This is a genomic window from Marinobacter lutaoensis, from assembly GCF_001981305.1.
GTDB lineage: Bacteria > Pseudomonadota > Gammaproteobacteria > Pseudomonadales > Oleiphilaceae > Marinobacter > Marinobacter lutaoensis.
In genome coordinates, this window is the sequence record NZ_MSCW01000002.1 from 35,295 (window position 1) to 60,397 (window position 25,103).

The following is a 25,103-nucleotide window of genomic DNA, read 5'->3' on the forward strand; positions in this document are numbered from 1 at the left end:
TGAAGGATAATGAGGTTGCGGCAGTATACCATTCCGCCCCCCGACAAGGAGACACCCCTGAACAGCAACAAGCGCGACCCCGTGGACACCTTCTTCATTCCGGACCTGTGCCGGGTGCGGGCGGTGTTCCTGCTGGTGATCACCAGCGAACTGCTGGTGCTGGTGCTGGCCATCGTGCAGGCGGACACCGGCTGGGTGGACTGGAATTACTTCGGCCTGCTGTCGCTGTTCGTGCAGTGGACCACCCTCACCAGTGCGGCCCTGATCTGCCTGCTGCGGGGCTGGCTGGCCAGGCTGTCGGTGGCCCGCGCCACGGTGATCGTGGTGGCCATCGTGCTGGCCGATGTCCTGGCGTTCAGCCTGTTCGCCGAGGAGGTCCTGCATCCGGCCCCGGGCACCGCTGTCCAGAGCATCGCCCGCAAATTGCTGGTGGCGCTGCTGATCGTGCTGATGACCTTGCGCTATTTTTACCTCCAGCACCAGTGGCGCCTGCAGCGGGAAGCCGAAATCGGCGCCCGTCTGACCGCCCTGCACGCCCGTATCCAGCCCCACTTCCTGTTCAACAGCATGAACACCATCGCCAGCCTGATCGCCACCCGGCCGGAGCAGGCGGAAGAGGCGGTGCTGGATCTGTCGGAGCTGTTCCGGGCCAACCTGCGCACCACCGACCCACTGGTGCCCTTGGCCCAGGAGCTGGACCTGTGTCGCCGTTATCTGGCCATCGAGGCCCTGCGCCTGGGAGACCGGCTGCGGGTCGAGTGGGTCATCGCCGACGGCCTTGAGCAGCAGGCCATCCCGCCCCTGACCCTGCAGCCGCTGGTGGAAAATGCCATTTACCACGGCATCCAGCCACGTCCCGGCGGCGGTACCATCCGGATCGAGGTGTCCCCGGGGGGTGAGTTCGTGTATCTGATGGTGCAGAATTCCAAAGTGGAAACCGACACACGACACCGTCGTGGCAACCGGGTGGCCCTGGCCAACATTGAGGCCCGGGTCCGGGCACTGTTTGGCGAGACCGCGGTCCTCAAGCACAGTCAGCAACAGGACACCTACACGGTCACCATCCGGCTGCCCCGGCGGCCGCTCAGCCGCCCGCCCGGCGCCAAGACGAGGGACACGGAGTAACGCCATGGACGCAACCCCCAGGCAGCCGCTGAACGTACTGATCGCGGACGACGAGCCCCTGGCCCGGGAACGCCTCCGGCGGCTGGTGGAGGCCCTGCCCGATTACCGGGTCTGCGGCGAGGCGGAGGACGGCGACGGCACCCTGGCGCGGGTGGCGGAGCTGAACCCGGACATCCTGCTGCTGGACATCCGCATGCCCGGCCTGGATGGCATGGAGACCGCCGCCCGCCTGAGCCGGCTGGCGCATCCGCCAGCCCTGATTTTCTGCACCGCCTACGACCACTACGCCATCCAGGCCTTCGAGGTCCAGGCCACCGCCTATCTGGTCAAACCCGTCCGCAAGGAAGCTCTGGCCGAGGCCCTGGCCCGGGCCGGACGCCTGAACCGGGTCCAGCAGCAGACCGCCGGCGCCAAGCCCACCGGCGGCGGCGACCAGCTGGCGGTACGCACCTACCGGGGCACGGTCCTGATCGATCTCGCCGACGTCCGCTACTGCGAGGCGGACCACAAGTACGTGACCATTCACCACACCGGTGGCGACACCGTCTCCGATTTCACCCTCAAGGAGCTGGAAGCCCGCTACCCCCGGCACCTGCTGCGAATACACCGCAACACCTTGGTCGGCGTGCGCCACGTGGCAGCCCTGGAGCGCACCCGGGACGGCCAGCACCGGCTGCGGCTGCGGGACTCAAGCCAGTGTCTGGCGGTCAGTCGGCGCCACGCCGGCGCGGTGCGGCAGTGGCTGCAGAATCACCAGCCCGGCTGACCGCCATCGCCCACGGGACATTTCGCCGGTCTCGCGTTAACCTTGGCGGACATTTTTGCAACCGACAGTGAGTGCCATGTCCAAACGAATCCTTCGCATCGCAACCCGCAGCAGCGCCCTGGCGCTGTGGCAGGCGGAACACATCAAGTCCGAACTGGAGCGTCTGCACGACCACCTCGAGGTGGAACTGGTGAAGATCAAGACCCAGGGCGACAAGATCCTGGATGTGCCGCTGGCCAAGATCGGGGGCAAGGGCCTGTTCGTGAAGGAGCTGGAAGAAGCCATGCTCGACGGCCGTGCCGATCTGGCGGTGCACTCCATGAAGGACGTGCCCATGGTCTTCCCCGACGGCCTGGACCTGGTCGCCATCTGCGAGCGCGAGGATCCGAGCGACGCCTTCGTCAGCAACCACTACCCGAGCCTGAATGAGCTGCCCCAGGGGGCCGTGGTCGGCACCGCCAGCCTGCGCCGCGAGGCCCAGCTGCGCGCCTACCGGCCGGACCTGCAGATCCGGGTGCTGCGGGGCAACGTCAACACCCGCCTGGCCAAGCTGGATGCCGGCGAATTCGACGCCATCGTTCTGGCCAGCTCCGGCCTGAAGCGCCTGGGCTTCCACGACCGTATCCGCCATGCCCTGCCCGACACCGTGTCCCTGCCGGCGGTGGGCCAGGGCGCCCTGGGCATCGAATGCCGCGTCGACGACCCGGAGCTGTTGGCGCTGATCGAGCCGCTCAACCACCCAGACACCGCCGACAGGGTACGGGCGGAACGGGCCCTGAACCGGCGCCTGGAAGGCGGCTGCCAAGTTCCCATTGCCGCCTACGCACTGCTGGAGGACGACGACAGCCTGTGGCTTCGTGGCCTGGTGGGCTCCGTCGACGGCAAGCGGATGTTCCGGGTCGAAGGCCGGGCGCCCCGCCACGAAGGCGAGCGCCTGGGCCAGGAGCTGGCGGAGGACCTGCTGACCATGGGCGCCGACCAGGTACTGGCGGAGATCTATGGCCACACCCCGCGCTGACCGCCCGGCACTGGCCGGCCGGCGCATCCTGATCTGCCGGCCGGAGCCCGAAGCCTCCCGGCTGGCCCGGGCCTTCGAAGTTCAGGGCGCCGACGTCCGCTGCCTGCCCCTGCTGGTTCGGGAGCCCCTGCCGGAAACGCCGGAGCAACGCACCCTGCTGCTCGACCTGGACCGGTTCAGCCATGTCATCGTGGTCAGCCCCTACGCCGCGCAGCGGCTGCTGGAGGCACTGGACACCTGGTGGCCACAGCTGCCCGTGGGCATCCGCTGGTACGCCGTTGGCGCCGGCACGGCCCGGGTTCTGACCCGCCAGGGGCTGAGCGTGCGCCGGCCGGCGGCCGGCTGGACCAGCGAACAGCTGTTGGCCCTGCCGTCCCTGCAACGCATCGACGGCGACCGGGTGCTGCTGGCCCGGGGACAGGAGGGCCGGGAACTGATCCGGGAAACCCTGAGCGCCCGCGGCGCCCAGGTCACCACCTTGCCGTTGTACCGTCGCCGGTGCCCGGACTATCCGGCCGACGTCCTGGCGCAACGGCTGGGCCACTTCGACCCCGACGCGGTGGTGACCCTGTCCGGAGAAACCTTGAACAATCTCATCGCACTGTGTGCGAAGAGCGGCCATAATCTATACGATAAGTTACTGGTCGTGCCTGCCGAGCGGGTGGCCCGCGCCGCCCGGGACGCGGGGTTCCGCCATACGTGCGTGCCCGCGGGACTGGCCGACCCGGACATCGTCAGCGCCGTCGCCGATTGCCTGCAACGCGGGCCCGATGGCGCGGGAACCGACAAGTAAGGACGCCCGTGACTGAAGCAACCCGACAACTGCCCGCCCCGACCCCGCAACCCACCCCTCGGCGCCCGAGCCTCTGGCCCCTGTGGCTGTGCGCCCTGCTCGCGCTGGTGGCCGTCGCCGTACTTGCCCTCTGGAACTGGCAGCAGTGGCGGGAGCGGCAGGCCAGCGAAACCCAGCTCCAGTCCCTGCAGCAGGACATCCGCCGGCTGGAGGCACAGTACGGCGACCGCGACAGCCTCCAGGGCCAGCGCCTGCAGGCGCTGGAGGACAAGCTCGCGGCCCAGCGCGAGCTGATCGCCCAGCAGCAGCGCCAGATCGACCACAACGCCCGGGCACTGCTGGAAGCCGGCCATCGCACCCGCACCGACTGGCTGCTCGCCGAGGCCGAGTATCTGCTGCGCATTGCCAACCAGCGCCTGCAGGTCGAGAAGGACATCGGCGGCGCGCTGGCGGCACTGACCGCCGCCGACGAGGTCCTGGCCGAGTCCGATGACATCGGCGTGTATCCGGTCCGTCAGCAGCTGGCCCGGGAACAGCTGGCCCTCAAAAGCATCGAGCCTGTGGACCGCACCGGCCTGTACCTGACCCTGGAAGCCGCCATTGACAGCATCAACCGGCTCACCGATCAGGCCCTGATTCACGAAGCGGCGCCGGGCTTCCTGGCCTCAACGGACGATGAAGTCAGCACCGACACCACGGCCGATGGCCCCCTTGGCCGCGCCTGGCAGCGCTTCAAGAACACCCTGGCCCAAGTGGTGGTGGTGCGCCGCTTGGACGAACCGGTCAAGCCGCTGCTGTCCCCGGACCAGAGCGCCTACGCCCGGCTCAACCTGCAGTTGATGCTGGAGGAAGCGGAAATGGCCGTGCTCCGGGGCAACCAGGCCCTGTATGAGCGGGCCCTGGCCAAGACCCGGGCGGCGCTGGCCGACTGGTACCATCCGGACCATCCGCCGGTGGCCGCCCTGAACGACACCCTGGCCGACCTTGCCGGGCGCGACATCGCCCCGGAACTGCCCGACATCAGCCAGTCCCTGCGACTGCTCAAGCAGCGCCTGGCCGGCCGCCTCGCGTCGCCCGACGGCGCACCGGAAGCCCGTGCGGCTACCGGAGGCGACGCCTCATGATCCGACTGTTACTGACCGTCCTGGTGGCGCTGCTGCTCGGCACCGCCCTGGCCCTGGGCCTGCAATACGATCTGGGTTACATCCGGGTCAGTTACGGCCACTACCTGGTGGAAACCAATGCCTGGATCGGGCTGGCGCTGTTCCTGACCCTGGTGGTCGCCAGCGTCTTTGTCCTGGATCTTCTGCGCCGGTTTCGACGCCGTTCCGGCGACCTGATCGGGTGGCTGGCTCGCGGCAGCGAGCGGCGCGCACGGCACCGCACCACCAAGGGCCTGCTGGCACTGGCCGAAGGCAACTGGCCCCGGGCGCGTAAGCTGCTGACCTCCGCGGCGGAGCGGGCCGATACCCCGCTGATCAACTATCTGGCAGCGGCCCAGGCGGCGTTTGAGGCGGGCGACCACGACGCGGTGGACGAACTGCTGCGCAAGGCCTACGAGAGCACCCCCGGCTCCGACCTGGCGGTGGGAATCACCCAGGCCCAGCTGCAACTGGCCGGCAACCGGCTGGAGGAGGCGCTGGCCACCTTGCTGCGCCTGCGCAAGCAGTCACCGCACCACCCCTTCGTACTCAAGCTGCTGAAGAACACCTACCTGAAACTGGAAGACTGGAAGGCCCTGGCCAAGCTGCTGCCGGACCTGGAGAAGCGCAACGTCATGTCAGACGGGGAGTTTCATGCGCTGCAACGGGAAGTGTGGCACAACCTGCTGGAGCAGGCGGCCCAGGACTGTGAACGTCGACGCCGGGAAGACCCCCAGGCCTCTCTGGAGCCGCTGACCCGCCTGTGGGACGAATTGCCGGGATTCCTGCGGCGGGACGAGCACACCATCCGCGACTACGCCCGACTGCTGGCCAAACTGGGCGACGAACCCCAGGCCGAGACCCTGCTGCGCAAGGTGCTGCGTAACCACTGGAGCGACGAGCTGATCAACCTGTACGGCCGCATTCGCGGCCAGAAGCCCGACGAACAGCTGCTGCTGGCGGAGCAGTGGCTGAAGGACCGGCCCAACAACGCCGAGCTGCTGCTGGCCCTGGGGCGGCTGAGTTTGCGTAACGAACTGTGGGGCAAGGCCAAGGAGTATTTCGAAACCAGCCTGCGGCTGCGGCGCAGCCGGGAAACGTTGGCCGAACTGAGCCGGCTCAATGCCCACATGGGCGAGGAGGAGGCCAGCATCCAGCTGATGATGCAGGGCTTGGCCCAGGACAACGGACTACCGGAACTGCCCATGCCCCGGGCCTGAACAACGCCTCAGCGCCGGGGGGCGTACTCCAGCACGTCCGAGAAGAAGGCATCGGCGGGCAGACCTGCCTCGGTCAGGGCATCCATCAGGGTATACACCATGGCCGGCGAACCGCTGGCGTGCACTTCCAGCCGGCGCCAGTCCGCTCCCGACGCCAACACCGCCCGCACCAGCTGCTCATGGTGCCCGCCCCAGTCGTTGTCCTCATCGTCACGGACCACCGGCACGAAGGTAAACGGCGACCACTCCGCCTGCCACTGCTCGGCCAGCGACCGCAGGTACATGTCCTCCGGCCGGCGCACGCCCCAGTAGAGCGTAACCTCCGGCTCGAAACGGATCTCCCGCAGATACTCCACCAGGCTTTTCATCTGGGCGAAGCCGGTGCCCGCCGCCACCAACACCAGTGGACGCCCCGGCGCCCCGCTCAGGCAGGCCCTGCCGTGGGGCAGCTGGACGCTGACCTCCTCACTGGAGGTCAGCGCCTCGATAACCCGCTGCGCAGACACCCAGTCCGGCGACGCCTGGATATGCAGCTCGATGAGCTCGGCCGAGGGGCTGCTGGCAATGGAAAAGTAACAAGGCTCCGCGTCCGGCAGGTGCACCGACAGGTACTGCCCGGCGAGAAAGGCCACCTCGTGGCGGCGGGGCAACCGTAGCTGTACGCGGTATACATCGTGGCTGATGGGACTCACGTCCACCACCCGGGCCTGAAACGAACGGGGCTGGTAAGGTCCTGATGCCATAACGGCGGGTATCTCCAGTTCAGGGTCGGCGAGGGTACCGCACACCGGCAAACACCCGCCGACCGGTCGAAAATTGAGGCACGGCAGCCGGCCCTTCAGTCGGGGCGGGCCGTGGGGGTTTCAATCCCCAGACTGTCCCAGATTTCGTCCACCCGTTGCTTCACCGCGTCGGTCATGCGGATCGGCGTCCCCCACTCCCGGTCGGTCTCGCCCGGCCACTTGTGCGTGGCATCCAGGCCCATCTTGGACCCCAGGCCGGACACGGGGGATGCGAAATCCAGATAGTCGATGGGGGTGTTCTCCACCAGAGTGGTGTCCCGGGCCGGGTCCATCCGGGTGGTGATCGCCCAGATCACGTCTTCCCAGTTACGGGCATCCACGTCGTCGTCGGTCACGATCACGAACTTGGTGTACATGAACTGCCGAAGGAACGACCACACGCCCATCATCACCCGTTTCGCGTGGCCGGGATACTGTTTCTTGATGGTGACCACCGCCAGTCGGTACGAACAGCCCTCCGGCGGCAGGTAGAAATCCACGATTTCCGGGAACTGCTTCTGCAGGATAGGAATGAACACTTCGTTCAGCGCCACCCCGAGCACGGCTGGCTCGTCCGGCGGCCGGCCAGTGTAGGTGCTGTGGTAGATCGGATTGCGGCGGTGGCTGATGCGTTCGACGGTAAACACCGGGAACTCATCCACCTCGTTGTAATAGCCGGTGTGGTCCCCGAACGGTCCCTCCGGCGCGGTGTCGTTCGGGTAGATAAACCCCTCCAGCACGATTTCCGCGCTGGCCGGCACCTGCAAATCGCTCAGCGCCGCTTTGACCACTTCGGTCCGGGCCCCGCGCAACAGTCCGGCAAAGGCGTATTCGGACAGGGTATCGGGAACCGGTGTCACGGCGCCGAGAATGGTGGCCGGATCGGCCCCGAGAGCCACCGCCACCGGATACGGCCGGTCGGGGTTGGCCTTGCGGAATTCCTGATAATCGAGGGCACCCCCCCGGTGGCTGAGCCAGCGCATGATCAACCGGTTACGGCCAATCACCTGCTGCCGGTAGATGCCCAGGTTCTGCCGTTCCTTGTGCGGCCCGCGGGTGATCACCAACGGCCAGGTGACCAGTGGTCCGGCATCCCCGGGCCAGCAATGCTGCACCGGGATTTGGTACAGGTCCACCTGGTCCTTCTCGATCACCACCTCCTGGCAGGGGGCCGAACGCAGCACCTTCGGACTCATGCGCAGCACCTGGCGGAACACCGGTAGCTTTTCCAGGGCGTCCTTGAACCCCTTGGGGGGATCCGGCTCCTTCAGGAAGGCCAGTAACTTGCCGATTTCCCGAAGTGCGGTCACGCTGTCCTGGCCCATACCCAGAGCAACCCGCCGGGGGGTGCCGAACAGGTTGGCCAGCACCGGCATGTCGTACCCCTTCGGGTTTTCAAACAGCAGCGCTGGCCCTCCGGCCCGCAGGGTACGATCACAAATTTCGGTGATTTCCAGGTGGGGGTCCACTTCCGCGCGGACCCGCTTCAGCTCTCCAAGCGCTTCGAGCTGGTCAATGAAATCGCGCAGGTCGTTGTACTTCATGGCGTGCTCCGTCGGCTCCCGCACCCTTCGGGTGCGAGGAGCCCTGCTGCCCGGGCCGGGCTCAACGGCGCTTCATGGATTGGAAGAATTCGTCGTTGGTCTTGGTGTCCCTGAGCTTGTCGAGCAGGAACTCCAGAGCCGCGGTGTCGTCGTCCATGGAGTGCAGCAGCTTGCGCAGAATCCAGACCCGCTGGATTTCCGACTCGGACATCAGCAGATCCTCGCGGCGGGTACCGGAGCGGCGGATGTTGATGGCCGGGTATACCCGCTTTTCCGCGATCCGGCGGTCCAGGTGCACCTCCATGTTACCGGTGCCCTTGAACTCCTCGTAAATCACCTCGTCCATCTTGGACCCGGTGTCCACCAGCGCGGTGGCCAGAATGGTCAGGCTGCCGCCCTCTTCCACGTTACGGGCCGCGCCGAAGAACCGCTTCGGCTTCTCCAGGGCATGGGCGTCCACCCCCCCGGTCAGCACCTTGCCCGAAGACGGGATCACGGTGTTGTAGGCCCGGGCCAGACGGGTGATGGAGTCGAGCAGGATCACCACGTCCTTCTTGTGCTCGACCAGGCGCTTGGCCTTTTCGATCACCATTTCCGCCACCTGCACATGGCGGGCGGGGGGTTCGTCGAAGGTGGAGGCCACCACTTCACCGCGCACGGTGCGCTGCATCTCGGTCACTTCCTCGGGCCGCTCGTCGATCAGCAGCACCATCAGGTGACATTCCGGGTTGTTGCGGGTGATGGACTGGGCGATGCCCTGCATCAGCAGAGTCTTACCGGCCTTGGGCGGCGACACGATCAGGCCGCGCTGGCCCTTGCCGATGGGCGCCACCAGATCCAGAACCCGGGCCGACAGGTCCTCGGTACTGCCGTTGCCGGCCTCCAGGGTCAGTCGCTCCTGCGGGAACAGCGGCGTCAGGTTCTCGAACAGGATCTTGTTGCGGGCGTTTTCCGGCTTGTCGAAGTTGATCTCGTTGACTTTCAGCAACGCGAAGTACCGTTCGCCGTCCTTCGGCGGCCGGATCTTGCCGGAAATGGTGTCACCGGTGCGCAGGTTGAACCGGCGGATCTGGCTGGGCGAGACGTAGATATCGTCCGGTCCCGCCAGGTAGGAGGCGTCGGCAGAACGAAGGAAGCCGAAACCGTCCTGCAGAATTTCCAATACGCCGTCGCCGTAGATGTCCTCGCCGCTCTTGGCGTGTTTTTTCAGGATGGTGAAGATGACATCCTGTTTGCGTGAACGAGCCAGGTTATCGAGGCCCATCTCTTGCGCGATGTCGAGCAATTCGGGCACGGACTTCTGCTTGAGTTCAGTAAGGTTCATAGTGTGTTGGATTTTCAGGAATGGAATAAACGACTGTTGGAATGAAATGACAGGGGTGCCCCTGAACGAATTGATCAAGTAATAATGCTTGAAAACAGGTGCTGGCCAGATGGAGCAACCGGTGCAGATGAAATCCGGGTTCGTATGCCGAAAGCCAGTAGAGTGGGAACAACCGTTCGCCGGGCAAACAGGATAATCGGCCACCTGGACGGCGAATGTCAAGTAGGCTGTCCAAAATTACGGCAAATTCCGCCCGGAGAGCGTCCCGCACCCCCGGCACGCCCTTCCCTTCCGGCCGGCCGACACGGATACTGACACGGAGTCCCTGCCATTTCATCACGGAGCCAGACCGACCATGAGCACTGAGCACACCCCCGGACTTCTGCCCCTGAACCTGGCCATCCTGACCGTCTCCGACACCCGGGGCCCGGACCAGGACAGCTCCGGACAGCTGCTGGAAGACCGGGCCTCGGAAGCCGGCCATCGGGTGCTCGCGCGCCGCATCCTGCCCGATGATCCCTACCTGGTACGAGCCCAGGTGGCCTACTGGATCGCCCACCCGGACATCCACGCGGTGCTGATCACCGGTGGCACCGGCTTCCACGAACGGGACAGCACGCCGGAAGCGGTGGCGCCGCTGCTGGACAAAACCATCGACGGCTTCGGTGAGGAATTCCGGCGCCTGTCCGCCGCCGAGATCGGCAGCTCCACCATTCAGTCCCGGGCATTTGCCGGCCTCGCCAACCACACCCTGGTGTTCTGCCTGCCCGGCTCCACCGGCGCCTGCCGCACCGGCTGGGATCGGCTGCTCGCCCCCCAGCTCGACAGCCGCCACACCCCCTGCAACTTCGCGGCCCTGGCCCTGGCCAAACCGGCCAATCCGGCATTCGGCCGTTTGCACGAGGTGATCGGCAGACGTGCCCGCCAATGACCGGAGGAGACCGACCGTGACCACCGCCTCGCTCATCCCCCTGGAAACCGCCCTGGCCCACATTCTGGAACAAGCCCCGCCCCTCAATGCCCGCGAGCGCGTGCCCCTGAGCCAAGCCCTGGGCCGGACCCTGGCCGACGCGCAACGGGTACCTGCGGATGTGCCTCCCGCCGACAACAGCGCGGTGGACGGTTATGCCCTGCGCTGCGCGGACCTGGCCGGCAACCGCCCCCTGCCCGTTTCGGCCCGAATCCCGGCCGGCACCCCCGCCCCGGCCCTGGCGCCGGGAACGGCCGCCCGTCTCTTCACCGGCTCGGAACTCCCCGTGGGGGCGGACGCTGTGGTCATGCAAGAGGACGTCGACATCGGTGCCGGCGAAATCCGGATCAAGACCACGGTCTGCCCCGGCCAGAACATCCGCCGGCGGGGCCAGGATCTGCGCCGGGGTGATCTGGCCCTGGCCCGGGGAACCCGGCTGCGACCGCAGGAGCTGGGCCTGCTGGCGTCCATGGGCATCGCCGAAGTGCCGGTTCTGGCCCGCCCCCGGGTCGCTGTCCTCACCACCGGCGACGAACTGGTGGAACCCGGCCAGCCGCTGGCACCCGGGCAGATCTACAACACCAATCGGTTCACCCTGCTGGGCCTGCTGACCCAGGCCGGGTGCGAGGTAACGGTGTGCGAAACCCTGCGCGACGACCGCGCCGCCACCCGCACCACCCTAAGCCGGGCCGCCGGGTCGGCGGACCTGGTGCTGACCAGCGGCGGCGTCTCGGTGGGCGAGGAAGACCATGTCCGCGCGGTGCTGGAGGAAAGCGGCGGCCTGTCGCTCTGGCGCCTGGCCATCAAACCGGGCAAGCCCCTGGCCTTTGGCCGGGTCCAGGACACCCCGGTGCTGGGACTGCCCGGTAATCCGGCGGCGGTGCTGGTGACCTTCCTGATGGTGGTCATGCCGTTTTTGCGCCGATGCCAGGGGCAACCCGACCCGGTTCAAGGGGAACGGCTGCCGGCGCTGTTTACCGTTCCCTCCCCGTCCATCCGCCGGGAGTTCGTGCGTGCCCGGAAAACCCTGCAGGACGGCCGGCCGCAGCTGGAAGCCTACCCCAACCAGAGTTCCGGCGTGCTCAGCTCCGCCTGCTGGGCCAGCGGCCTGGCGGTGGTGCCGGAGCACGGCACCGTTCACCCCGGAGACCTGCTAACCTATTACTCATTCGCCGAACTGCTGAGTTGATCATGACCGAACCTGCCCTGACTGTCCGTTTTTTCGCCCGCCTGCGCGAGGAGCTGGGCACCGACACCCTGGCCGTGCCGCCCCGGCCGGGGCTGACCACGGGCGATCTGCTGCGGCAGCTGGCCGCGCGAGGGGGCGCCTGGCGCCAGCTGGATTCGGGCCGGCCAGTGCTGGTGGCGGTGAACCGGGTCATGGCGAAAGCCGACACCCCGGTCCACGCCGGCGACGAGGTCGCCTTTTTCCCGCCGGTCACCGGAGGCTGACATGATCTCGGTGCAGGCAGAAGACTTTGACCAAGCTCAGGAATACCGGGCCTTGCGCGACAGCGATACCGGCACCGGCGCCATCGTCACCTTTACCGGACTGGTCCGGGACCAGGGCGACCGTGCCGGCGTCACGGGACTGTATCTGGAGCATTACCCGGGCATGACCGAGCAGGTGATCCAGGGGCTGGTGGCGGAGGCCGCCCGGCGCTGGAACATCCAGCGGGCACGGGTGATTCACCGGGTCGGGCACCTGACGCTGTCGGATCAGATCGTGTTCGTGGGGGTGTGCAGCGCGCATCGGGAAGATGCCTTCGCCGCCTGCGCCTTTCTCATGGATGCCCTGAAAACGTCCGCGCCGTTCTGGAAAAAGGAGATCACCGACCAGGGCGAGCATTGGGTGGAGCAAAAAACCTCGGACATCGAACGCGCCGAGGCCTGGGCCCCGGTCACACCCCCGGCGGCTCCAGATCCCGCCAGCGGTTCAGGTTCCTGAACACCGCCTCCGGTGCAGCACAGATCACCGGCCGGGCCGCCATGGCTTCGGCAAAGCCCAGGGCCCGTCGTTCACCGGCGCGCAGCCTGCGCGCCAGCGCCTCCGCCAGCGCCACCGGATACACACCGTGCAAGGGGTGGCGGCGCCCCCGGTGTTCGGCGATGACCGGGCGGTCCGGCTGGGCCTGCCAAGCCGTCAACAGGGACGCAAGCACCGCCGGCGTGATCCCCGGCGTATCGCAGGGGCAGACCAGAACGGCCCGGGCACCGGCCGCTGTCGCCGCCCCCAGGCCGGCGAGCAGCCCCGCCAGCGGACCCTGGCCACGGACCGAGTCGGGATCGGGCAAGAGGTGCCCGGGTGCCAGCCGTTCATAGTCCGGAAGGGAGCGGTTGGCGCTAATGAACACCTGTGGCGTTACGGCTGCCAGGGCCTGATAGCCCCAGGCGGCCAGGGGGCGGCCCCGCCAGGGCAGCAGGCCCTTGTCCCGGCCGCCCACGCGCCGTCCCTGGCCGCCGGCAAGCAGCAGGCCGATGACGCCATTCGAGGGTGTCTTCACGGCAACAAAAAACCGCCCGTGAAAGCGAGTTTCAGGGGCGGTTCGCGGCAGCCTCCGGGATCAGAGGTTGCTGTCCAGGAACGCGGCCAGCTGGGACTTGGACAGAGCGCCGACCTTGGTGGCGTCCACGTTGCCATTCTTGAACAGCATCAGGGTCGGGATGCCCCGAATGTTGTACTTCGGCGGAGTCTGCTCGTTTTCGTCGATGTTCAGCTTGCACACCTTCAGCTTGCCGGCGTACTCATCGGCAATTTCTTCCAGCACCGGCGCGATCATCTTGCACGGACCACACCACTCGGCCCAGTAGTCCACCAGTACGGGAACGTCGGACTTCAGTACCTCTTCCTCGAAGGAAGCGTCGGTGACATTTACGATATTTCCGCTCATTACCTTTTCCTGATTCAGGCACCACCAACGGCAGATCCGCGCCCGGGCGCGGCGTCGGCGGATGCTGTTGACTGATTCTGAAGACTGCCGGAGGGAAGACAGCCGTTCTCCCTTATCTGCGATACGGCATACTTTACGCGATTGGTCGTCCGGATGTGAAGCAGTACATCCCCCGACTCCGGATGACCCGCGTCAACTCGTCCCGAATCCTTGCTGACACGCCGGAGACAGATGGCTTATAGTACCGGGCAAGTTCTGACCGCAGGATTACCCGAGGACGTGACAGACGCAACCCCGGCCCAGGAACCCAGAATGCTGGCGGCCATCGACATGGGCTCCAACAGTTTCCACATGGTGGTGGCCCGCCTCATGCACGGCGAAATCCGGACCCTGGAGAAGATGGGGGAGAAGGTGCAGCTGGCTGCAGGCCTCGACCGCTTCAACCGCCTCACCGAGGAGGCTCAGGAGCGCGCACTGGACTGCCTTCGGCGCTTTGCCCAGCGGCTGCAGGGCATGCCCCGGGACTCGGTTCAGGTGGTGGGCACCAACGCCCTCCGGGTGGCCCGCAACGCCCACCAATTCATTCGCCGTGCGGAGGACGTGCTGGGCTATCCGGTGGAGATCATCGCCGGCCGCGAGGAAGTCCGCCTGATCTACCTCGGCGTGTCCCACACCCTGTCCGACGACGAGGGCCGGCGGTTGGTGGTGGACATCGGCGGCGGCAGCACCGAGTTCATCATTGGCGAACGGTTCGAGCCGCTGGAACTGGAAAGCCTGCACATGGGCTGCGTCTCGTTCCGCAACCGCTACTTCTCCGACGGCAAAATCTCCCGGCGCCAGATGGACAAAGCCATCACCCACGCCGAGCAGGAGCTGCTCAACATCCGCGCCCACTACCGCAGCCTGGGCTGGCAAAGCACGGTGGGCTCCTCCGGAACCATCAAGGCCATTTCCGGCGTTCTGGAAAACCTCAAGATCACCGACGGCACCATCACCTTCGACGCCATGCAGGAGCTGAAGCGTCGGCTGGTGGACATGGGCAAGGTCGAACGGCTCGGCGAGCTGGGCGTCCGCCCGGACCGACAAAGCATTTTCCCCGGCGGTTTCGCCATTCTGCTGGGAACCTTCCAATCGCTGGAGATCGACACCATGACCTTTGCCGACGGCGCGCTGCGCGAGGGGCTCCTGTACGACATCGTCGGCCGGATCGAGCACGAGGACGTCCGGGTCCGGACCATTTCCGCCCTACAGGAACGCTACCATGTCGATCAGGCACACGGTGCCGCCGTGGAACAGACCGCCGTCGCCGCCTGGCGGCAGGTGGCCCGGGACTGGCAGATCGATTCGGAGGTCGACGAGGAAGTGCTGCGCTGGGCCTGCCGCCTGCACGAGATCGGACTGGCCATCTCCCACAGCCAGTACCACAAGCACGGCGCCTACCTGCTGCGCTACTCCGACCTGCCCGGCTTCAGCCAACAGTTCCAGCGAGACCTGGCCACCCTGGTGCGCGGCCACCGACGCAAGTTCGCTCCAGCCATTTTCGAAGGTCTGGACAGCGGCACCGAACGGCGTTTGCGGCGGCTGTGCATCCTGCTGCGCCTGGCGGTTCTGCTGCAGCATCCGCGCAAGATGGAGCCGCCCCCCGAGTTCCGTCTGGAGGCCGGCGACAACCGCCTGTCGGTCACGTTCCCCGAAGGCTGGCTCGATGACCGCCCGCTGACCTTGGCCGATCTCAAGAACGAGCAAGAATACCTCGCCCGGCAGGACTTCAGCCTCAGGATCACCGAGGCCTAGCGGGCCAGCTCCCGCTCCATCGATTCCACGGTCTCGCCGAGCTCCAGCCATTCGGCCTCGGCCGTCGCCAGCGCACCCCGGGCCTCCGCCTGCTGTGCCAGCAGTTCCTTCAGGCGCGCCTTGGCGGAGGCCTCGTACAGCCCCGGATCGGCCAGCGCCTGTTCCAGCTGCGCCAGGGTACCCTGCAGGCGCTCCATCTCCGTTTCCAAGGCCGTCAGGCGCTTGCGGAAGGGGCTCAGTTTCTGCCGCAGCTCCGCCTCCCGGCGTTTGCGGGCCCGGCGATCCTCCGCACTCTCGCGATTGCCGGCGCCACTGTCGGGCGCCGTTTCCGGGCCGGTACGGCCGTCCGTCGCGGCCTCCGGTTCCCGCCGCCGATCAGCCAGCCAGCGTTCGTAGTCCTCCAGATCCCCCTCGAACTCACACACCCGGCCCTCACTCACCAGCCAGAACTGGTCCACGGTGTTACGCAGCAGGTGGCGGTCGTGGGACACGATCACCATGGCCCCGTCAAACCCCTGCAGCGCCAAGGTCAGGGCCTGGCGCATTTCCAGGTCCAGGTGGTTGGTGGGCTCATCCAGCAGCAACAGGTTCGGGCGCTGCCAAGCGATGACCGCCAGCGCCAAGCGTGCCTTCTCGCCTCCGGAGAAGGAACGGACCGGCGCCAGCGCCGCGTCGCCGTGAAAGTCAAAACCGCCAAGGAAGTCACGGATGCTCTGTTCCGACGCCCTCGGCGACAGCCGCTGCAGGTGCAGGTAGGGGCTGGCCTCCAGGTCGAGGGATTCCAGCTGGTGCTGGGCGAAGTAGCCGATGGCCAGGTGCTCGCCGCAGACGCGTTCCCCCGCCCGCAGGGTGTCCTGGCCGCGCAGGGCGTCGATCAGGGTGGACTTGCCCGCGCCGTTCGGCCCCAGCAGCCCGATGCGACTGCCCGGCAGCAGCGTCAGGTTGATCTGGTCCAGCACCAGCGCCTGGCCATGGCCGACCTGACCGTGGCGGATGGACAGCAAGGGATTGGAGGTTTTCCCCGCCGCCGGGAACTCGAAGCTGAACGGCGAATCGACGTGGGCCGGAGCTATGCGCTCCATTCGCTCCAGAGCCTTGAGCCGGCTTTGGGCCTGACGGGCCTTGGTGGCCTTGGCTTTGAAGCGGTCAATGAAGCGCTGGATCTCGGCGATGCGGGCCTGCTGGCGTTCATAGCTGGCCTGCTGCTGAGCCAACCGCTCGCCCCGCTGGCGCTCAAAGGCCGAATAATTGCCGGTGTACGGCACCAGTTTGTGCTGTTCGAAGTGCACCACATGCGTGGCGACACGATCCATGAAATCCCGGTCGTGGGAAATGAACAGCAGGGTGCCCGGGTAACGGGCCAGCCAATTCTCCAGCCACAGACAGGCATCCAGATCCAGGTGGTTGGTGGGCTCGTCCAGCAGCAGCAAATCCGACGGCCGCATCAGCGCCTGGGCCAGGTTCAGGCGGATGCGCCAGCCACCGGAAAAGGCCGAAACCGGACGATCCGCGTCGCCGTCGGCGAAGCCGAGCCCCCGCAGCAGCGCCTCCGCCCGGCGCGGCGCCGACCAGGCCTCGCGTACATCCAGCTCACCGTGGATGCGCGCCATCCCGGCGTCATCGCCCGCCGCTTCCGCCTGAGCCAGCGCCTGCTCCAGGCGCCGAAGGTCCGAATCGCCATCGAGGACATAATCCCGGGCGCTCCGGTCCGAGGCCGTCACCTCCTGGGCCATGTGGGCAATCCGGCAGCCGCCCGGCAACGACACCTGCCCCTGCTCCGGCGACAGCTGCCCCAGAATCAGCTGGAACAGACTGGACTTCCCGGCGCCATTGGCGCCGACCAGGGCTACCCGCTGGCCGGGCTGCACCGTGAGGTTGGCGGATTCTAGCAACCACACACCACCCCGTTGTAAACTGAGATCAGCTATCGTTAACATAAATCCATTTCATCAGCGTAAGATGGTCAGGGTCATTACCACGTGGAACTCCCCGGGAAATTGGAACCGGACAATCCGCTTTGGCGTTTTGCCCTGGCATTCTGGCAAAACGCGGAGGCCCGCCAGGCCTGCTTGGCCCTGCAGGAACAGGGCTGGAGCGTGACCCGCCTGCTGTGTGCAGGATGGCTCGCCCTGTCGGGCCGGCGCTACGATGGCCAGGAGGACGCTACGTTAACAAAGTGGCGACAAGATGTAACCGGTGCGCTGCGAACCGCCCGCCGGGCGCTGCCCAAAGGCAGTGAGGCCTGCCGGGAGCTGCGCGAGGCCGTGGCCCGGCTGGAGCTGCAGGCCGAGCAACTGGAGCTGGCCATGGCCTGGAATGCCTTGAAACCCACCACCCCGGAACATGACACTATGCAGGGACGACGCCAGCTGATCGAACACAACCTGGCCCGGGCGGCCAACACCTCCCGCCAGGCGCACGCCGCCACCGGCGAACTGAACACACTGGCCAGATTACTGGCCAATTTCTCCCACGGAGACATTCAGCCATGATCATGAAGTGGCTCATCCGGTTGTCCTTTCCCGCCCTGGGGCTGCTCCTGGTGCTGATTTTCTTCGGCCTGGGCGACCCGCACGAGGTGGCGGCGCCGGACGCCGGCCAGGCACACCCGCAGGAGGACATTCCTGCCTTTGAGGGGATGGTCCCGTCGCCGGTTCCCACCGAGGGACCGGACATCATTTTCAAATGGCGGGATACCGAGGGCAACTGGCACTACGCTGACCAGCCTCCGGCCCAGGGGCCCTGGAACACACTCGCCATCGAACGTCCCAATAAGGACGGCCCCCTCCAGCCGCCCACCGACCCGGACATCGACTGGCAGTCACCGTACCACGCGCCCTTCTCCCTGGGCCCCAGCGCCGGCAGCAACGGAAGTTGAGAAACAGGTCCGTTTTGTTAACACATGTTCAGTGGCATCGGCCGCTGGAACCCGTTACCTTCCCAAGGTGACGCCCGTACCGGGGCCCGTGGCGCCCCGCAAATACCCCCAGAACCCATTAAGGACTGAACGATGAAGAAAACCCTGCTCGCACTGGCCATGGCCGGCGTTGTCGCTGGCTGTTCCACTCCGCCGGAGACGCCGGACAACCCGAAGCTGGAAACCACCGCAGAGAAAGTCAGCTACGGCATGGGGCTGGTGCTGGGCGAGCGCATGAGCAATGACCTGCCCGACCTGCAGATGGATCAGTTCCTGCAAGGCATCCAGCACGGCCATGCCGGCGACGACGCCGCCAAGCGCCTGACCCGGGAGGAAATCCAGGAAGCGCTGATGGCCTATCAGAAGCAGATGCAGGAAGAGCAGACCAAGAAGATGGAAGAGCTGGCGCGCAAGAACAAAGAAGCCGGTGACGCCTTCCTGGCCGAAAACGCCAAGAAGGAAGGCGTACAAACCACCGAATCCGGTCTCCAGTATGAAGTGATCGAACCGGGTTCCGGCGCCAAGCCGGGGGCGGACGACACCGTCAAGGTGCACTATACCGGGGAACTCCTGTCCGGTGAGGTGTTCGACAGCTCCCGCGAGCGTGGCGAGCCGGTGACCTTTGCCCTGAACCAGGTGATCCCGGGCTGGACCGAAGGCCTGCAGCTGATGAGCGAAGGCGCCCGCTACAAACTCTATATTCCGGCGGACCTGGCGTACGGACCGGGCGGCAACCGGGCCATCGGCCCCAACGAGACCCTCATCTTCGACGTCGAACTGCTGGACGTCAATCCGGGTCAGGAGGACGGGGACAACTGAACCCCGCCCCGGAAGCCAAAGCCCCGCGCCGTCACCGGACGACGCGGGGCTTTTTCATATCTTCGGGCGGGCGCCGGCCGCTTAGGCGGAGGCGACCTTGCCGGCGTGCGCGTTGTGCAGATGCTCGATCAGCAGATCCTCCATCTCGAAGCGGCTTTCCAGCGCCTCGCCGAGACGGGACAGCTCCTCGAACAGCGCCCGCACCTCGGTTTCCGACAGGGACCGGCCATCGAGGCGGTCGTTGAAATCAAGGGCGACTTCCGTGGTTTGCTGGATGCGGGGATAGAGCCGGGTGGCCAGTTCCAAACCGCCGTCGTTGAATTCCCGGGCTTCCTGAATCAGCTGTTCGTAGATCTCGAAGTGGCCCGCGGAAACGTAATCGACCAGCACCTCGCATAAGCGGACGAACTTGGCCGTCAGGGCATCGGTACGGGTGAACTCCGTCTCGGCGGACAGGTCGCAGTAGCACACCAGAAGTTCCTGCCGTTCCTTCAGCCAGCGATCGATCAGCTCACTGACTCCGCCCCAGCGCTCCCTGGCATTGCGGCAATTTTCCAACATGGTGCCTGCTCCCGTCTGCTCCGCCCGGCATGACTCACCGGGCCCGGTTATGTTCGTGTCGACGCTCAAATTACCCCATGCCACCGGTTGCCCGCAACCGTTTCATGACCGGCGCCGAAACAGCAGGAACAGCCCCGTTGCCACCAGCAGGGCAAAGAAGATCGCCGTCCAGCCGGGAATGCTCAGCCCCAGGAACCGCCACACCACCTCGGCACAGTCCCCGGTCCCTTTCAGGGCGGTCTTCAGCACATCCAGCCAGGGCAGGACTTCCAGCATGTAATCCACGGACGGGCCGCAGGCGGGCACCTGATCCGGTGGCAGGCTCTGCAGCCACAACTGGCGACCGGCGACCCCCAGCCCGGCGCCCGCCGACAGCGCCAGCAGCAGACCGTACACCCGGATCCCCCAACCGCTGGGCCCGTGCAGGAACGCCAGCAGCGCCACCAGCCCCGCCCCCATGAAACCGAACCGTTGTAACCAGCACAGCGGGCAGGGCTCCAGGCCCATGATGTGTTCCATGTAGAAGGCCACCGCCAGCAGGGCGGCACAGACCAGGAAAATACCGGCAAACACCCATCGACTTGTCAAAGCAACACCTCAAGTGAAGAATTGAACCTGCAGCGAGGCAACGGGACTGCTATCCTCAAACCGTTCCGGTTGCCCCCATGACGGGCCACTACACCCTAAACCCGGTAGAACTTCAAGCCTATGACACGCCAGCCAAATCTGCTTCTGTCCCTGCTCATTCTCCTGTGCCTTGCCAGCGCCGCGCCCGCCCTGGCCCAGGACGACAACGAGGCAACGGAGGAGGACGCCCCCGGCATCACCGACTACATCGCCATGGACCCGCCGTTCATCACGCACGTGGGGCAGCCAGGCCCCAAGGTGAGCTACCTGAAAGCGGCCGTGACCCTGCGGGCGAACCGGGCAACGACCCGGGCCGCCGTGGAGGCACACATGCCCCGGCTGCGCCACGAGCTGGTCATGCTGTTCGGTGAGCAGACGGACACCGATACCCTGACCACCCTGGCCGGACAGGAGGCGTTACGGGAAGAGGCGAAAAAGCGGATCAATCAGGTTCTGGAAGAGCAACGGACCGGCGAGGCCGTCACGGAAGTGCTGTTTACGGAGTTCGTGGTACAAAAGTAAGCCGGGCGGTGGGCTCAGGCGCTGCGGTAGAACCGGTCCCCCGGCTCTCTGTTTTCCCGGCTGGCCGCCTCGGCGTCTTCCCAGCCGGCTTCCCAGGCGGCCACCACCACGTCACCCCGGTATGGGCAGCGGTCCTTGCCCATGCCCATGCTCCCGGCCAGGTACCCCTGGCGGTAAGCCTTGTTCAACGCTTCCACGTCCCACCCAAGCTTCATGTCCCTGGCCACTGACGCGCCCTCCCGGTTGTCTGTTACAAAACCTAACAGGGCACGCCCCCGGACACAAACCGGGCTGGCGCATTCTGTGCGCCAGGCCCGATGCCGCTGTGATCGGGTCGAGCCTGGCGGCGGTCAGCTGCGCAGGTAGTCGGCCAGAAACTGCTCGAACGGTGTGTCGTCCTCCGCCTCCAGCCGCGCCTGCTCCGCCAGGGAATCGCGGGCCATCTGTTCGAACTGTTGCTGCACCTCCGGCGCCAGGGGGTCGCGCCGCAGCGTCTGCTGGTGCTGACGCGACAGTTCCAGCACCCAGTCCCGATGCCCCAGGCCGGCGCCGCGCATGGCCTCCAGCACCCGTGCCGACGGCACGGCCTCGGCCAGCGTTTCGCGCTGAGCGGACAGGGCGTCGCGATAGGCACTGCCACCGCTCAGTGAATCCAGCTGATCCGCCAGGGGCGCCAGCTGCTCCAGCAGGCTGCCGGCGGCCTCGCGCACGTTCTGGTTCCGCCCCTGCCAGTGAATCGTCAGGGTCTCGTCCCGTCCGCGGGACACGACATCCTTGTAGGCATCATCCAGGCGTTCACACTCGGCATCGCAGATACGCGGGGAGTCGGACAACAGGCAGTCCAGCAGGAACAGGTCAAGGAAGTCGACCTGGCGGCGGCTGATGCCCACCGGCGAGAACGGGTCCAGGTCCAGGCAGCGGACCTCGATGTACTCGACACCCCGGGCATCCAGGGCCTGGATTGGCTTCTCGCCGCGCAGGGTGGTGCGTTTGGGTCGGATGCTGCTGTAGTACTCGTTCTCGATTTGCAGCACGCTGGTGTTGATCTGGATGAAGTCGTCGCCGCGCCGGGTGCCAATCGCCTCGTAGGGGGGCCAGGGGGTCTGGATTGCCCGCCCCAGGGTCTCGGTGTAGGTGCGCAGCTCGTTGAAACAGATGTTCAGGGAAGACTGGGCGTTGTTATGGTAGCCCAGGTCGCCCATGCGCAGTGAGGTGGCCCAGGCCCCGTAGAAGGTGCGGTCGTCGAACCGGGCCAGGTCATGCCGGACGCCGGCCACGAAGCTGGCATCCAGTGCCGGCGAGGCCCCGAACAGCAGCATCAGCAGCCAGCTGCGGCGCCGGAAGTTGCGGATCAGCCAGAAGTACTGGTCTGATTTGAAGTCCTTCAGCGGCTGGTCATTGCCCAGCAGGGCCTGCCAGTTGCGCCAGAAGCTGTCCGGCAGCGACAGGTTGTAGTGAACCCCTGCGATGCTCTGCATCACCCGGCCATAGCGCACCGCCAGTCCCTGCCGGTACACATGCTTGAGGTAGCCAATGTTGGAGCGGCCGTAGTTGGCGATGGGAATGCTGGGGTCACCGTCGAGCTCACAGGGCATGCTGGCGGCCCAGAGCACTTCGTCGCCCAGGTGCCGCTGCACGAAGCGGTGGATGTCCGAGAGTGCCGCCAGCACCGCTTCGGTGGAATCGCATACCGGGGTGATCAGCTCCAGCAGCGCCTCGGAGTAGTCGGTAGTAATCCTGGGATGGGTCAGGGTCGAACCCAGAGCCTCGGGATGCGGCGTCTGGGCAATGAAGCCGTTGCCGTCGACCCGCAGCCCCTCCTTTTCGATTCCCTTGAGGAAGCCGTGCCAGTCGGAACGGCCAAACTGTCGAAATAGCGAATGGCGGGATTCAGCCATGGTTGACTCCTGCTTCGGCAACCACCGGATCATGCAGGCGGGTGCCGGTGAACAATCGGTACGGCGGCCTAGCGGCCGCCCTTGCGGGCCGAAGCCAGGGCCTGGGCCAGAGCGCCCGCCATGGCGCCCTGCGGGGCCTTTTGGCCTGCGGCGGCACGGCCTCCGGATTCGCGGCGCCCGCCCCGGCGTCCGCCGCTCCCCTCGGTTTTCTCGCCGGGTTGGTCATCCAGGCGCATGGACAGGCCGATACGCTTGCGCGGGATGTCCACCTCCATCACCTTCACCCGGACGATATCCCCGGCCTTGACCACATCCCGGGGGTCCTTGACGAAAGTGTGGGACAACGCCGAGATATGCACCAGTCCGTCCTGGTGAACGCCGATGTCGACAAAGGCACCAAAGTTGGTGACGTTGGTGACGGCGCCTTCCAGCACCATGCCGGGCTTGAGGTCATTGAGGGTTTCCACGCCCTCCTCGAAGCTGGCGAAGCGGAATTCCGGTCGAGGGTCCCGGCCCGGCTTTTCCAGCTCGGCGATGATGTCCCGGACGGTGGGCAGGCCGAAACGTTCGGTCACATAGTCTTTCGGATCCAGTCCCCGTAGGAACTGGCTGTCGCCGATGATGTCCTCGACCCGTCGGTTGTTCCTGGCGGCGATGGCTTCCACCACGCCGTAGGCTTCCGGATGCACCGAGGAACGGTCCAGTGGGTTGTCGCCCCCGACGATGCGCAGGAAGCCCGCGGCCTGCTCGAAGGTCCGTTCGCCCAAGCGGGGCACCTTCAGCAGCTGCCGGCGGTTGCGGAACAGACCGTTCTGGTTGCGATAGTCCACGATGTTCTGGGCGATGCCCTGATTCAGACCGGACACCCGGGCCAGCAGCGGTACCGAGGCAGTATTCAGGTCAACGCCGACAGCGTTAACGCAGTCTTCCACCACCGCGTCCAGGCTGCGCGACAGCTGCACCTGGGAGACGTCATGCTGGTACTGCCCCACCCCGATGGACTTGGGCTCGATCTTCACCAGTTCCGCCAGCGGGTCCTGCAGGCGCCGGGCAATGGAGACCGCACCACGGATGGTGACATCCAGGTCCGGCAGCTCCCGGGAGGCAAACTCGGAGGCGGAATACACCGAAGCGCCGGCTTCGTTCACCACGATTCGGGACAGCTTCAGCTCCGGGTAGCGCTTGCACAGATCCGCCACCAGCTTTTCGGTCTCGCGGGAGGCCGTGCCATTGCCGATGGCCACCAGCTCGATACGGTGCTGGCGGCACCAGGCAGCCAGCTGCTCGATGGCCGGGTCCCACTTGTTCTGAGGCGCGTGGGGGAAGATGGCGCCGTGACCGACCACCTGGCCGGTGCCGTCGATGATCGCCACCTTGACGCCGGTGCGCAGGCCCGGGTCCAGGCCCAGGGTCGGGCGCGGGCCGGCCGGCGCCGCCAGCAGCAGATCCTTGAGGTTGGCGGCGAAGACCTGGATGGCCTCGGCCTCGGCGGCCTCGCGCACCTGGGCCATCAAATCGGTCTCGATCTGGGTGGACAGCTTGACCCGCCAGGTCCAGCGCACCACCTCGGACAGCCAACGATCGGCGGCACGGCCATTGTCGCGGATGCGCCAGTGGGCCGCGATGCGCTGCTCGGCCGGGTGGGGCTGGCGCCGGTCGTCGTCTTCGTCACCCACCACAATACCGTAGCTCAGGATACCCTCGTTGCGGCCACGCAGGATGGCCAGGGCCCGGTGGGAAGGAATTTTCTTCAGCGGTTCGACATGATCGAAGTAGTCCCGGAACTTGGCGCCTTCGGTTTCCTTGCCTTCCACCACGGTGACCTTCAGCTTGCCCTCCCGCCAGATGAAATCCCGCAGGCTGCCCAGCAGTTCGGCGTCCTCGGCAAAGCGTTCCATCAGAATGTGGCGGGCGCCCTCGAGCGCTGCCTTGGCGTCGTCGATGCCGGCCTCGGCGTTGAGGTAGCCGGCCGCCGTCGCCTCCGGATCCAGGGTCGGATCGTCATAAAGCGCGTCGGCCAGGGGCTCCAGCCCCGCCTCGCGGGCGATCTGGGCCTTGGTCCGGCGCTTGGGCTTGTACGGCAGGTAGAGGTCCTCGAGCCGGTTCTTGGTATCGGCGTCCTCGATGCTGGCCCGCAGCTCGTCGGTCAGTTTGCCCTGCTCGTCAATGCTTTTGAGGATGGTGGCGCGACGGTCTTCCAGCTCCCGGAGATAACGCAGGCGCTCCTCCAGGGTCCGCAGCTGGCTGTCGTCCAGCGAGCCGGTCACCTCCTTCCGGTAACGGGCAATGAACGGGACCGTGGCCCCCTCGTCCAGCAGGGCGACCGTGGCATCCACTTGCTGCTCACGGATGCCGAGCTCTTCGGCGATACGGAGGGAAATACTCTTCAT

The 25,103-nt window shown here is 66.3% G+C and carries 26 protein-coding genes; 15 read left to right on the plus strand and 11 right to left on the minus strand.

Annotated elements, in window-relative coordinates; translation table 11 throughout:
* The first annotated feature begins 15 nt into the window (after positions 1–15).
* The 6 genes from BTO32_RS03300 to BTO32_RS03325 all read left to right on the plus strand — a co-directional run bounded on the left by BTO32_RS03300 (position 16) and on the right by BTO32_RS03325 (position 6,064).
* The gene (locus BTO32_RS03300; RefSeq protein ID WP_245820260.1) at positions 16–1,125 is read left to right on the plus strand and encodes a sensor histidine kinase; all 1,110 of its coding nucleotides are present in this window, start codon (positions 16–18) and stop codon (positions 1,123–1,125) included.
* A 4-nt stretch (positions 1,126–1,129) separates the two neighbouring features.
* Positions 1,130–1,891 carry a LytR/AlgR family response regulator transcription factor gene (locus tag BTO32_RS03305; RefSeq protein WP_076723027.1) on the plus strand — a complete coding sequence of 254 codons (762 nt, stop codon included), beginning with the start codon at positions 1,130–1,132 and terminating at the stop codon, positions 1,889–1,891.
* Between the two features lie 76 nt (positions 1,892–1,967).
* Entirely contained in the window at positions 1,968–2,909 is a 942-nt protein-coding gene (gene hemC, locus BTO32_RS03310) for a hydroxymethylbilane synthase (RefSeq protein WP_076723028.1), read from the plus strand.
* The gene (locus BTO32_RS03315; protein ID WP_076723029.1) at positions 2,890–3,702 is read left to right on the plus strand and encodes a uroporphyrinogen-III synthase; all 813 of its coding nucleotides are present in this window, start codon (positions 2,890–2,892) and stop codon (positions 3,700–3,702) included. The genes hemC and BTO32_RS03315 overlap by 20 nt, the downstream gene beginning before the upstream one ends.
* Before the next feature lie 8 nt (positions 3,703–3,710).
* A complete protein-coding gene (locus tag BTO32_RS03320; protein WP_076723030.1) occupies positions 3,711–4,826 on the plus strand; it encodes a uroporphyrinogen-III C-methyltransferase in 1,116 nt (371 codons plus the stop codon).
* A complete protein-coding gene (locus tag BTO32_RS03325; protein ID WP_076723031.1) occupies positions 4,823–6,064 on the plus strand; it encodes a heme biosynthesis HemY N-terminal domain-containing protein in 1,242 nt (413 codons plus the stop codon). Before BTO32_RS03320 ends, BTO32_RS03325 begins: the two co-directional genes overlap by 4 nt.
* Positions 6,065–6,072: 8 nt before the next feature.
* Here BTO32_RS03325 and BTO32_RS03330 read toward each other — a convergent pair whose 3' ends face one another.
* From BTO32_RS03330 to rho, 3 genes are all read right to left on the minus strand, one after another.
* Entirely contained in the window at positions 6,073–6,807 is a 735-nt protein-coding gene (locus tag BTO32_RS03330; protein WP_076723032.1) for an FAD-binding oxidoreductase, read from the minus strand.
* A 95-nt stretch (positions 6,808–6,902) separates the two neighbouring features.
* Positions 6,903–8,390: a 4-hydroxy-3-polyprenylbenzoate decarboxylase gene (gene ubiD, locus BTO32_RS03335; protein ID WP_076723033.1), complete on the minus strand. Its 1,488-nt coding sequence runs from the start codon at positions 8,388–8,390 to the stop codon at positions 6,903–6,905.
* Between the two features lie 61 nt (positions 8,391–8,451).
* Positions 8,452–9,714, minus strand: a complete 1,263-nt coding sequence (gene rho, locus BTO32_RS03340; protein ID WP_076723034.1) for a transcription termination factor Rho — start codon at positions 9,712–9,714, stop codon at positions 8,452–8,454.
* A 355-nt stretch (positions 9,715–10,069) separates the two neighbouring features.
* Here rho and moaB point away from each other — a divergent pair, with 355 nt between their 5' ends.
* From moaB to BTO32_RS03360, 4 genes are read left to right on the plus strand one after another with little or no spacing between them, the layout of a single operon-like run.
* A complete protein-coding gene (gene moaB / locus BTO32_RS03345; protein WP_076723035.1) occupies positions 10,070–10,645 on the plus strand; it encodes a molybdenum cofactor biosynthesis protein B in 576 nt (191 codons plus the stop codon).
* Between the two features lie 16 nt (positions 10,646–10,661).
* Positions 10,662–11,873 carry a molybdopterin molybdotransferase MoeA gene (locus tag BTO32_RS03350; protein WP_076723036.1) on the plus strand — a complete coding sequence of 404 codons (1,212 nt, stop codon included), beginning with the start codon at positions 10,662–10,664 and terminating at the stop codon, positions 11,871–11,873.
* 2 nt (positions 11,874–11,875) lie between these two features.
* Positions 11,876–12,136, plus strand: a complete 261-nt coding sequence (locus BTO32_RS03355; protein ID WP_076723037.1) for a MoaD/ThiS family protein — start codon at positions 11,876–11,878, stop codon at positions 12,134–12,136.
* Position 12,137: 1 nt separating this feature from the next.
* Positions 12,138–12,632 carry a molybdenum cofactor biosynthesis protein MoaE gene (locus BTO32_RS03360; RefSeq protein WP_076723038.1) on the plus strand — a complete coding sequence of 165 codons (495 nt, stop codon included), beginning with the start codon at positions 12,138–12,140 and terminating at the stop codon, positions 12,630–12,632.
* Here BTO32_RS03360 and mobA read toward each other — a convergent pair.
* On the minus strand, positions 12,586–13,188 hold the full coding sequence (gene mobA / locus BTO32_RS03365) for a molybdenum cofactor guanylyltransferase (protein ID WP_076723039.1): 603 nt from the start codon (positions 13,186–13,188) through the stop codon (positions 12,586–12,588). The genes BTO32_RS03360 and mobA overlap by 47 nt on opposite strands.
* Positions 13,189–13,248: 60 nt before the next feature.
* Positions 13,249–13,575 (minus strand): thioredoxin TrxA, encoded by a 327-nt coding sequence (gene trxA / locus BTO32_RS03370; protein ID WP_076723040.1) that lies wholly within the window; start codon positions 13,573–13,575, stop codon positions 13,249–13,251.
* Between the two features lie 312 nt (positions 13,576–13,887).
* Here trxA and ppx point away from each other — a divergent pair, with 312 nt between their 5' ends.
* The gene (gene ppx, locus BTO32_RS03375) at positions 13,888–15,369 is read left to right on the plus strand and encodes an exopolyphosphatase (RefSeq protein WP_076723041.1); all 1,482 of its coding nucleotides are present in this window, start codon (positions 13,888–13,890) and stop codon (positions 15,367–15,369) included.
* On the opposite strand, the gene BTO32_RS03380 is transcribed toward ppx, so the two are convergent.
* Positions 15,366–17,306 (minus strand): ATP-binding cassette domain-containing protein, encoded by a 1,941-nt coding sequence (locus BTO32_RS03380; RefSeq protein ID WP_076723042.1) that lies wholly within the window; start codon positions 17,304–17,306, stop codon positions 15,366–15,368. The two genes, ppx and BTO32_RS03380, sit on opposite strands and share 4 nt — an antisense overlap.
* Positions 17,307–17,366: 60 nt before the next feature.
* Between BTO32_RS03380 and BTO32_RS03385 the strand changes: the two genes are divergently transcribed.
* From BTO32_RS03385 to bamJ, 3 genes are all read left to right on the plus strand, one after another.
* Positions 17,367–17,861, plus strand: coding sequence for a TIGR02444 family protein (locus BTO32_RS03385; protein ID WP_217904912.1), 495 nt, complete (start codon positions 17,367–17,369; stop codon positions 17,859–17,861).
* Complete coding sequence (locus tag BTO32_RS03390) at positions 17,858–18,247, plus strand: hypothetical protein (protein WP_076723044.1); 390 nt, start codon at positions 17,858–17,860, stop codon at positions 18,245–18,247. Before BTO32_RS03385 ends, BTO32_RS03390 begins: the two co-directional genes overlap by 4 nt.
* 132 nt (positions 18,248–18,379) lie before the next feature.
* Positions 18,380–19,105, plus strand: coding sequence for a BamJ family beta-barrel-assembly machinery protein (bamJ, locus tag BTO32_RS03395; protein WP_076723045.1), 726 nt, complete (start codon positions 18,380–18,382; stop codon positions 19,103–19,105).
* A gap of 81 nt (positions 19,106–19,186) precedes the next feature.
* Here the strand turns inward: bamJ and BTO32_RS03400 are convergent, their stop codons facing one another.
* Positions 19,187–19,666: an Rsd/AlgQ family anti-sigma factor gene (locus BTO32_RS03400; RefSeq protein WP_076723046.1), complete on the minus strand. Its 480-nt coding sequence runs from the start codon at positions 19,664–19,666 to the stop codon at positions 19,187–19,189.
* 102 nt (positions 19,667–19,768) lie between these two features.
* A complete protein-coding gene (locus tag BTO32_RS03405) occupies positions 19,769–20,254 on the minus strand; it encodes a disulfide bond formation protein B (RefSeq protein ID WP_076723047.1) in 486 nt (161 codons plus the stop codon).
* 120 nt (positions 20,255–20,374) lie between these two features.
* Here BTO32_RS03405 and BTO32_RS03410 point away from each other — a divergent pair, with 120 nt between their 5' ends.
* A complete protein-coding gene (locus BTO32_RS03410) occupies positions 20,375–20,815 on the plus strand; it encodes a flagellar basal body-associated FliL family protein (protein WP_076723048.1) in 441 nt (146 codons plus the stop codon).
* Between the two features lie 14 nt (positions 20,816–20,829).
* Here the strand turns inward: BTO32_RS03410 and rmf are convergent, their stop codons facing one another.
* The 3 genes from rmf to BTO32_RS03425 all read right to left on the minus strand — a co-directional run bounded on the left by rmf (position 20,830) and on the right by BTO32_RS03425 (position 25,103).
* Positions 20,830–21,042 (minus strand): ribosome modulation factor, encoded by a 213-nt coding sequence (gene rmf / locus BTO32_RS03415; RefSeq protein WP_076723049.1) that lies wholly within the window; start codon positions 21,040–21,042, stop codon positions 20,830–20,832.
* A 123-nt stretch (positions 21,043–21,165) separates the two neighbouring features.
* On the minus strand, positions 21,166–22,713 hold the full coding sequence (gene gshA / locus BTO32_RS03420) for a glutamate--cysteine ligase (RefSeq protein WP_076723050.1): 1,548 nt from the start codon (positions 22,711–22,713) through the stop codon (positions 21,166–21,168).
* A 68-nt stretch (positions 22,714–22,781) separates the two neighbouring features.
* Positions 22,782–25,103, minus strand: coding sequence for a Tex family protein (locus tag BTO32_RS03425; RefSeq protein ID WP_076723051.1), 2,322 nt, complete (start codon positions 25,101–25,103; stop codon positions 22,782–22,784).

What these genes read in the sequence shown, in the direction of transcription:
- rho (WP_076723034.1), bottom strand. Translation starts at nt 9,714, where the DNA reads ATGAACCTTACTGAACTCAAGCAGAAGTCCGTGCCCGAATTGCTCGAC.
- trxA (WP_076723040.1), bottom strand. Translation starts at nt 13,575, where the DNA reads ATGAGCGGAAATATCGTAAATGTCACCGACGCTTCCTTCGAGGAAGAG.
- BTO32_RS03425 (WP_076723051.1), bottom strand. Translation starts at nt 25,103, where the DNA reads ATGAAGAGTATTTCCCTCCGTATCGCCGAAGAGCTCGGCATCCGTGAG.
- hemC (WP_076723028.1), top strand. Translation starts at nt 1,968, where the DNA reads ATGTCCAAACGAATCCTTCGCATCGCAACCCGCAGCAGCGCCCTGGCG.
- BTO32_RS03315 (WP_076723029.1), top strand. Translation starts at nt 2,890, where the DNA reads ATGGCCACACCCCGCGCTGACCGCCCGGCACTGGCCGGCCGGCGCATC.
- BTO32_RS03305 (WP_076723027.1), top strand. Translation starts at nt 1,130, where the DNA reads ATGGACGCAACCCCCAGGCAGCCGCTGAACGTACTGATCGCGGACGAC.
- BTO32_RS03355 (WP_076723037.1), top strand. Translation starts at nt 11,876, where the DNA reads ATGACCGAACCTGCCCTGACTGTCCGTTTTTTCGCCCGCCTGCGCGAG.
- BTO32_RS03360 (WP_076723038.1), top strand. Translation starts at nt 12,138, where the DNA reads ATGATCTCGGTGCAGGCAGAAGACTTTGACCAAGCTCAGGAATACCGG.
- BTO32_RS03325 (WP_076723031.1), top strand. Translation starts at nt 4,823, where the DNA reads ATGATCCGACTGTTACTGACCGTCCTGGTGGCGCTGCTGCTCGGCACC.
- moaB (WP_076723035.1), top strand. Translation starts at nt 10,070, where the DNA reads ATGAGCACTGAGCACACCCCCGGACTTCTGCCCCTGAACCTGGCCATC.
- BTO32_RS03380 (WP_076723042.1), bottom strand. Translation starts at nt 17,306, where the DNA reads ATGTTAACGATAGCTGATCTCAGTTTACAACGGGGTGGTGTGTGGTTG.
- gshA (WP_076723050.1), bottom strand. Translation starts at nt 22,713, where the DNA reads ATGGCTGAATCCCGCCATTCGCTATTTCGACAGTTTGGCCGTTCCGAC.
- BTO32_RS03410 (WP_076723048.1), top strand. Translation starts at nt 20,375, where the DNA reads ATGACACGCCAGCCAAATCTGCTTCTGTCCCTGCTCATTCTCCTGTGC.
- ppx (WP_076723041.1), top strand. Translation starts at nt 13,888, where the DNA reads ATGCTGGCGGCCATCGACATGGGCTCCAACAGTTTCCACATGGTGGTG.
- BTO32_RS03390 (WP_076723044.1), top strand. Translation starts at nt 17,858, where the DNA reads ATGATCATGAAGTGGCTCATCCGGTTGTCCTTTCCCGCCCTGGGGCTG.
- BTO32_RS03330 (WP_076723032.1), bottom strand. Translation starts at nt 6,807, where the DNA reads ATGGCATCAGGACCTTACCAGCCCCGTTCGTTTCAGGCCCGGGTGGTG.
- BTO32_RS03400 (WP_076723046.1), bottom strand. Translation starts at nt 19,666, where the DNA reads ATGTTGGAAAATTGCCGCAATGCCAGGGAGCGCTGGGGCGGAGTCAGT.
- bamJ (WP_076723045.1), top strand. Translation starts at nt 18,380, where the DNA reads ATGAAGAAAACCCTGCTCGCACTGGCCATGGCCGGCGTTGTCGCTGGC.
- ubiD (WP_076723033.1), bottom strand. Translation starts at nt 8,390, where the DNA reads ATGAAGTACAACGACCTGCGCGATTTCATTGACCAGCTCGAAGCGCTT.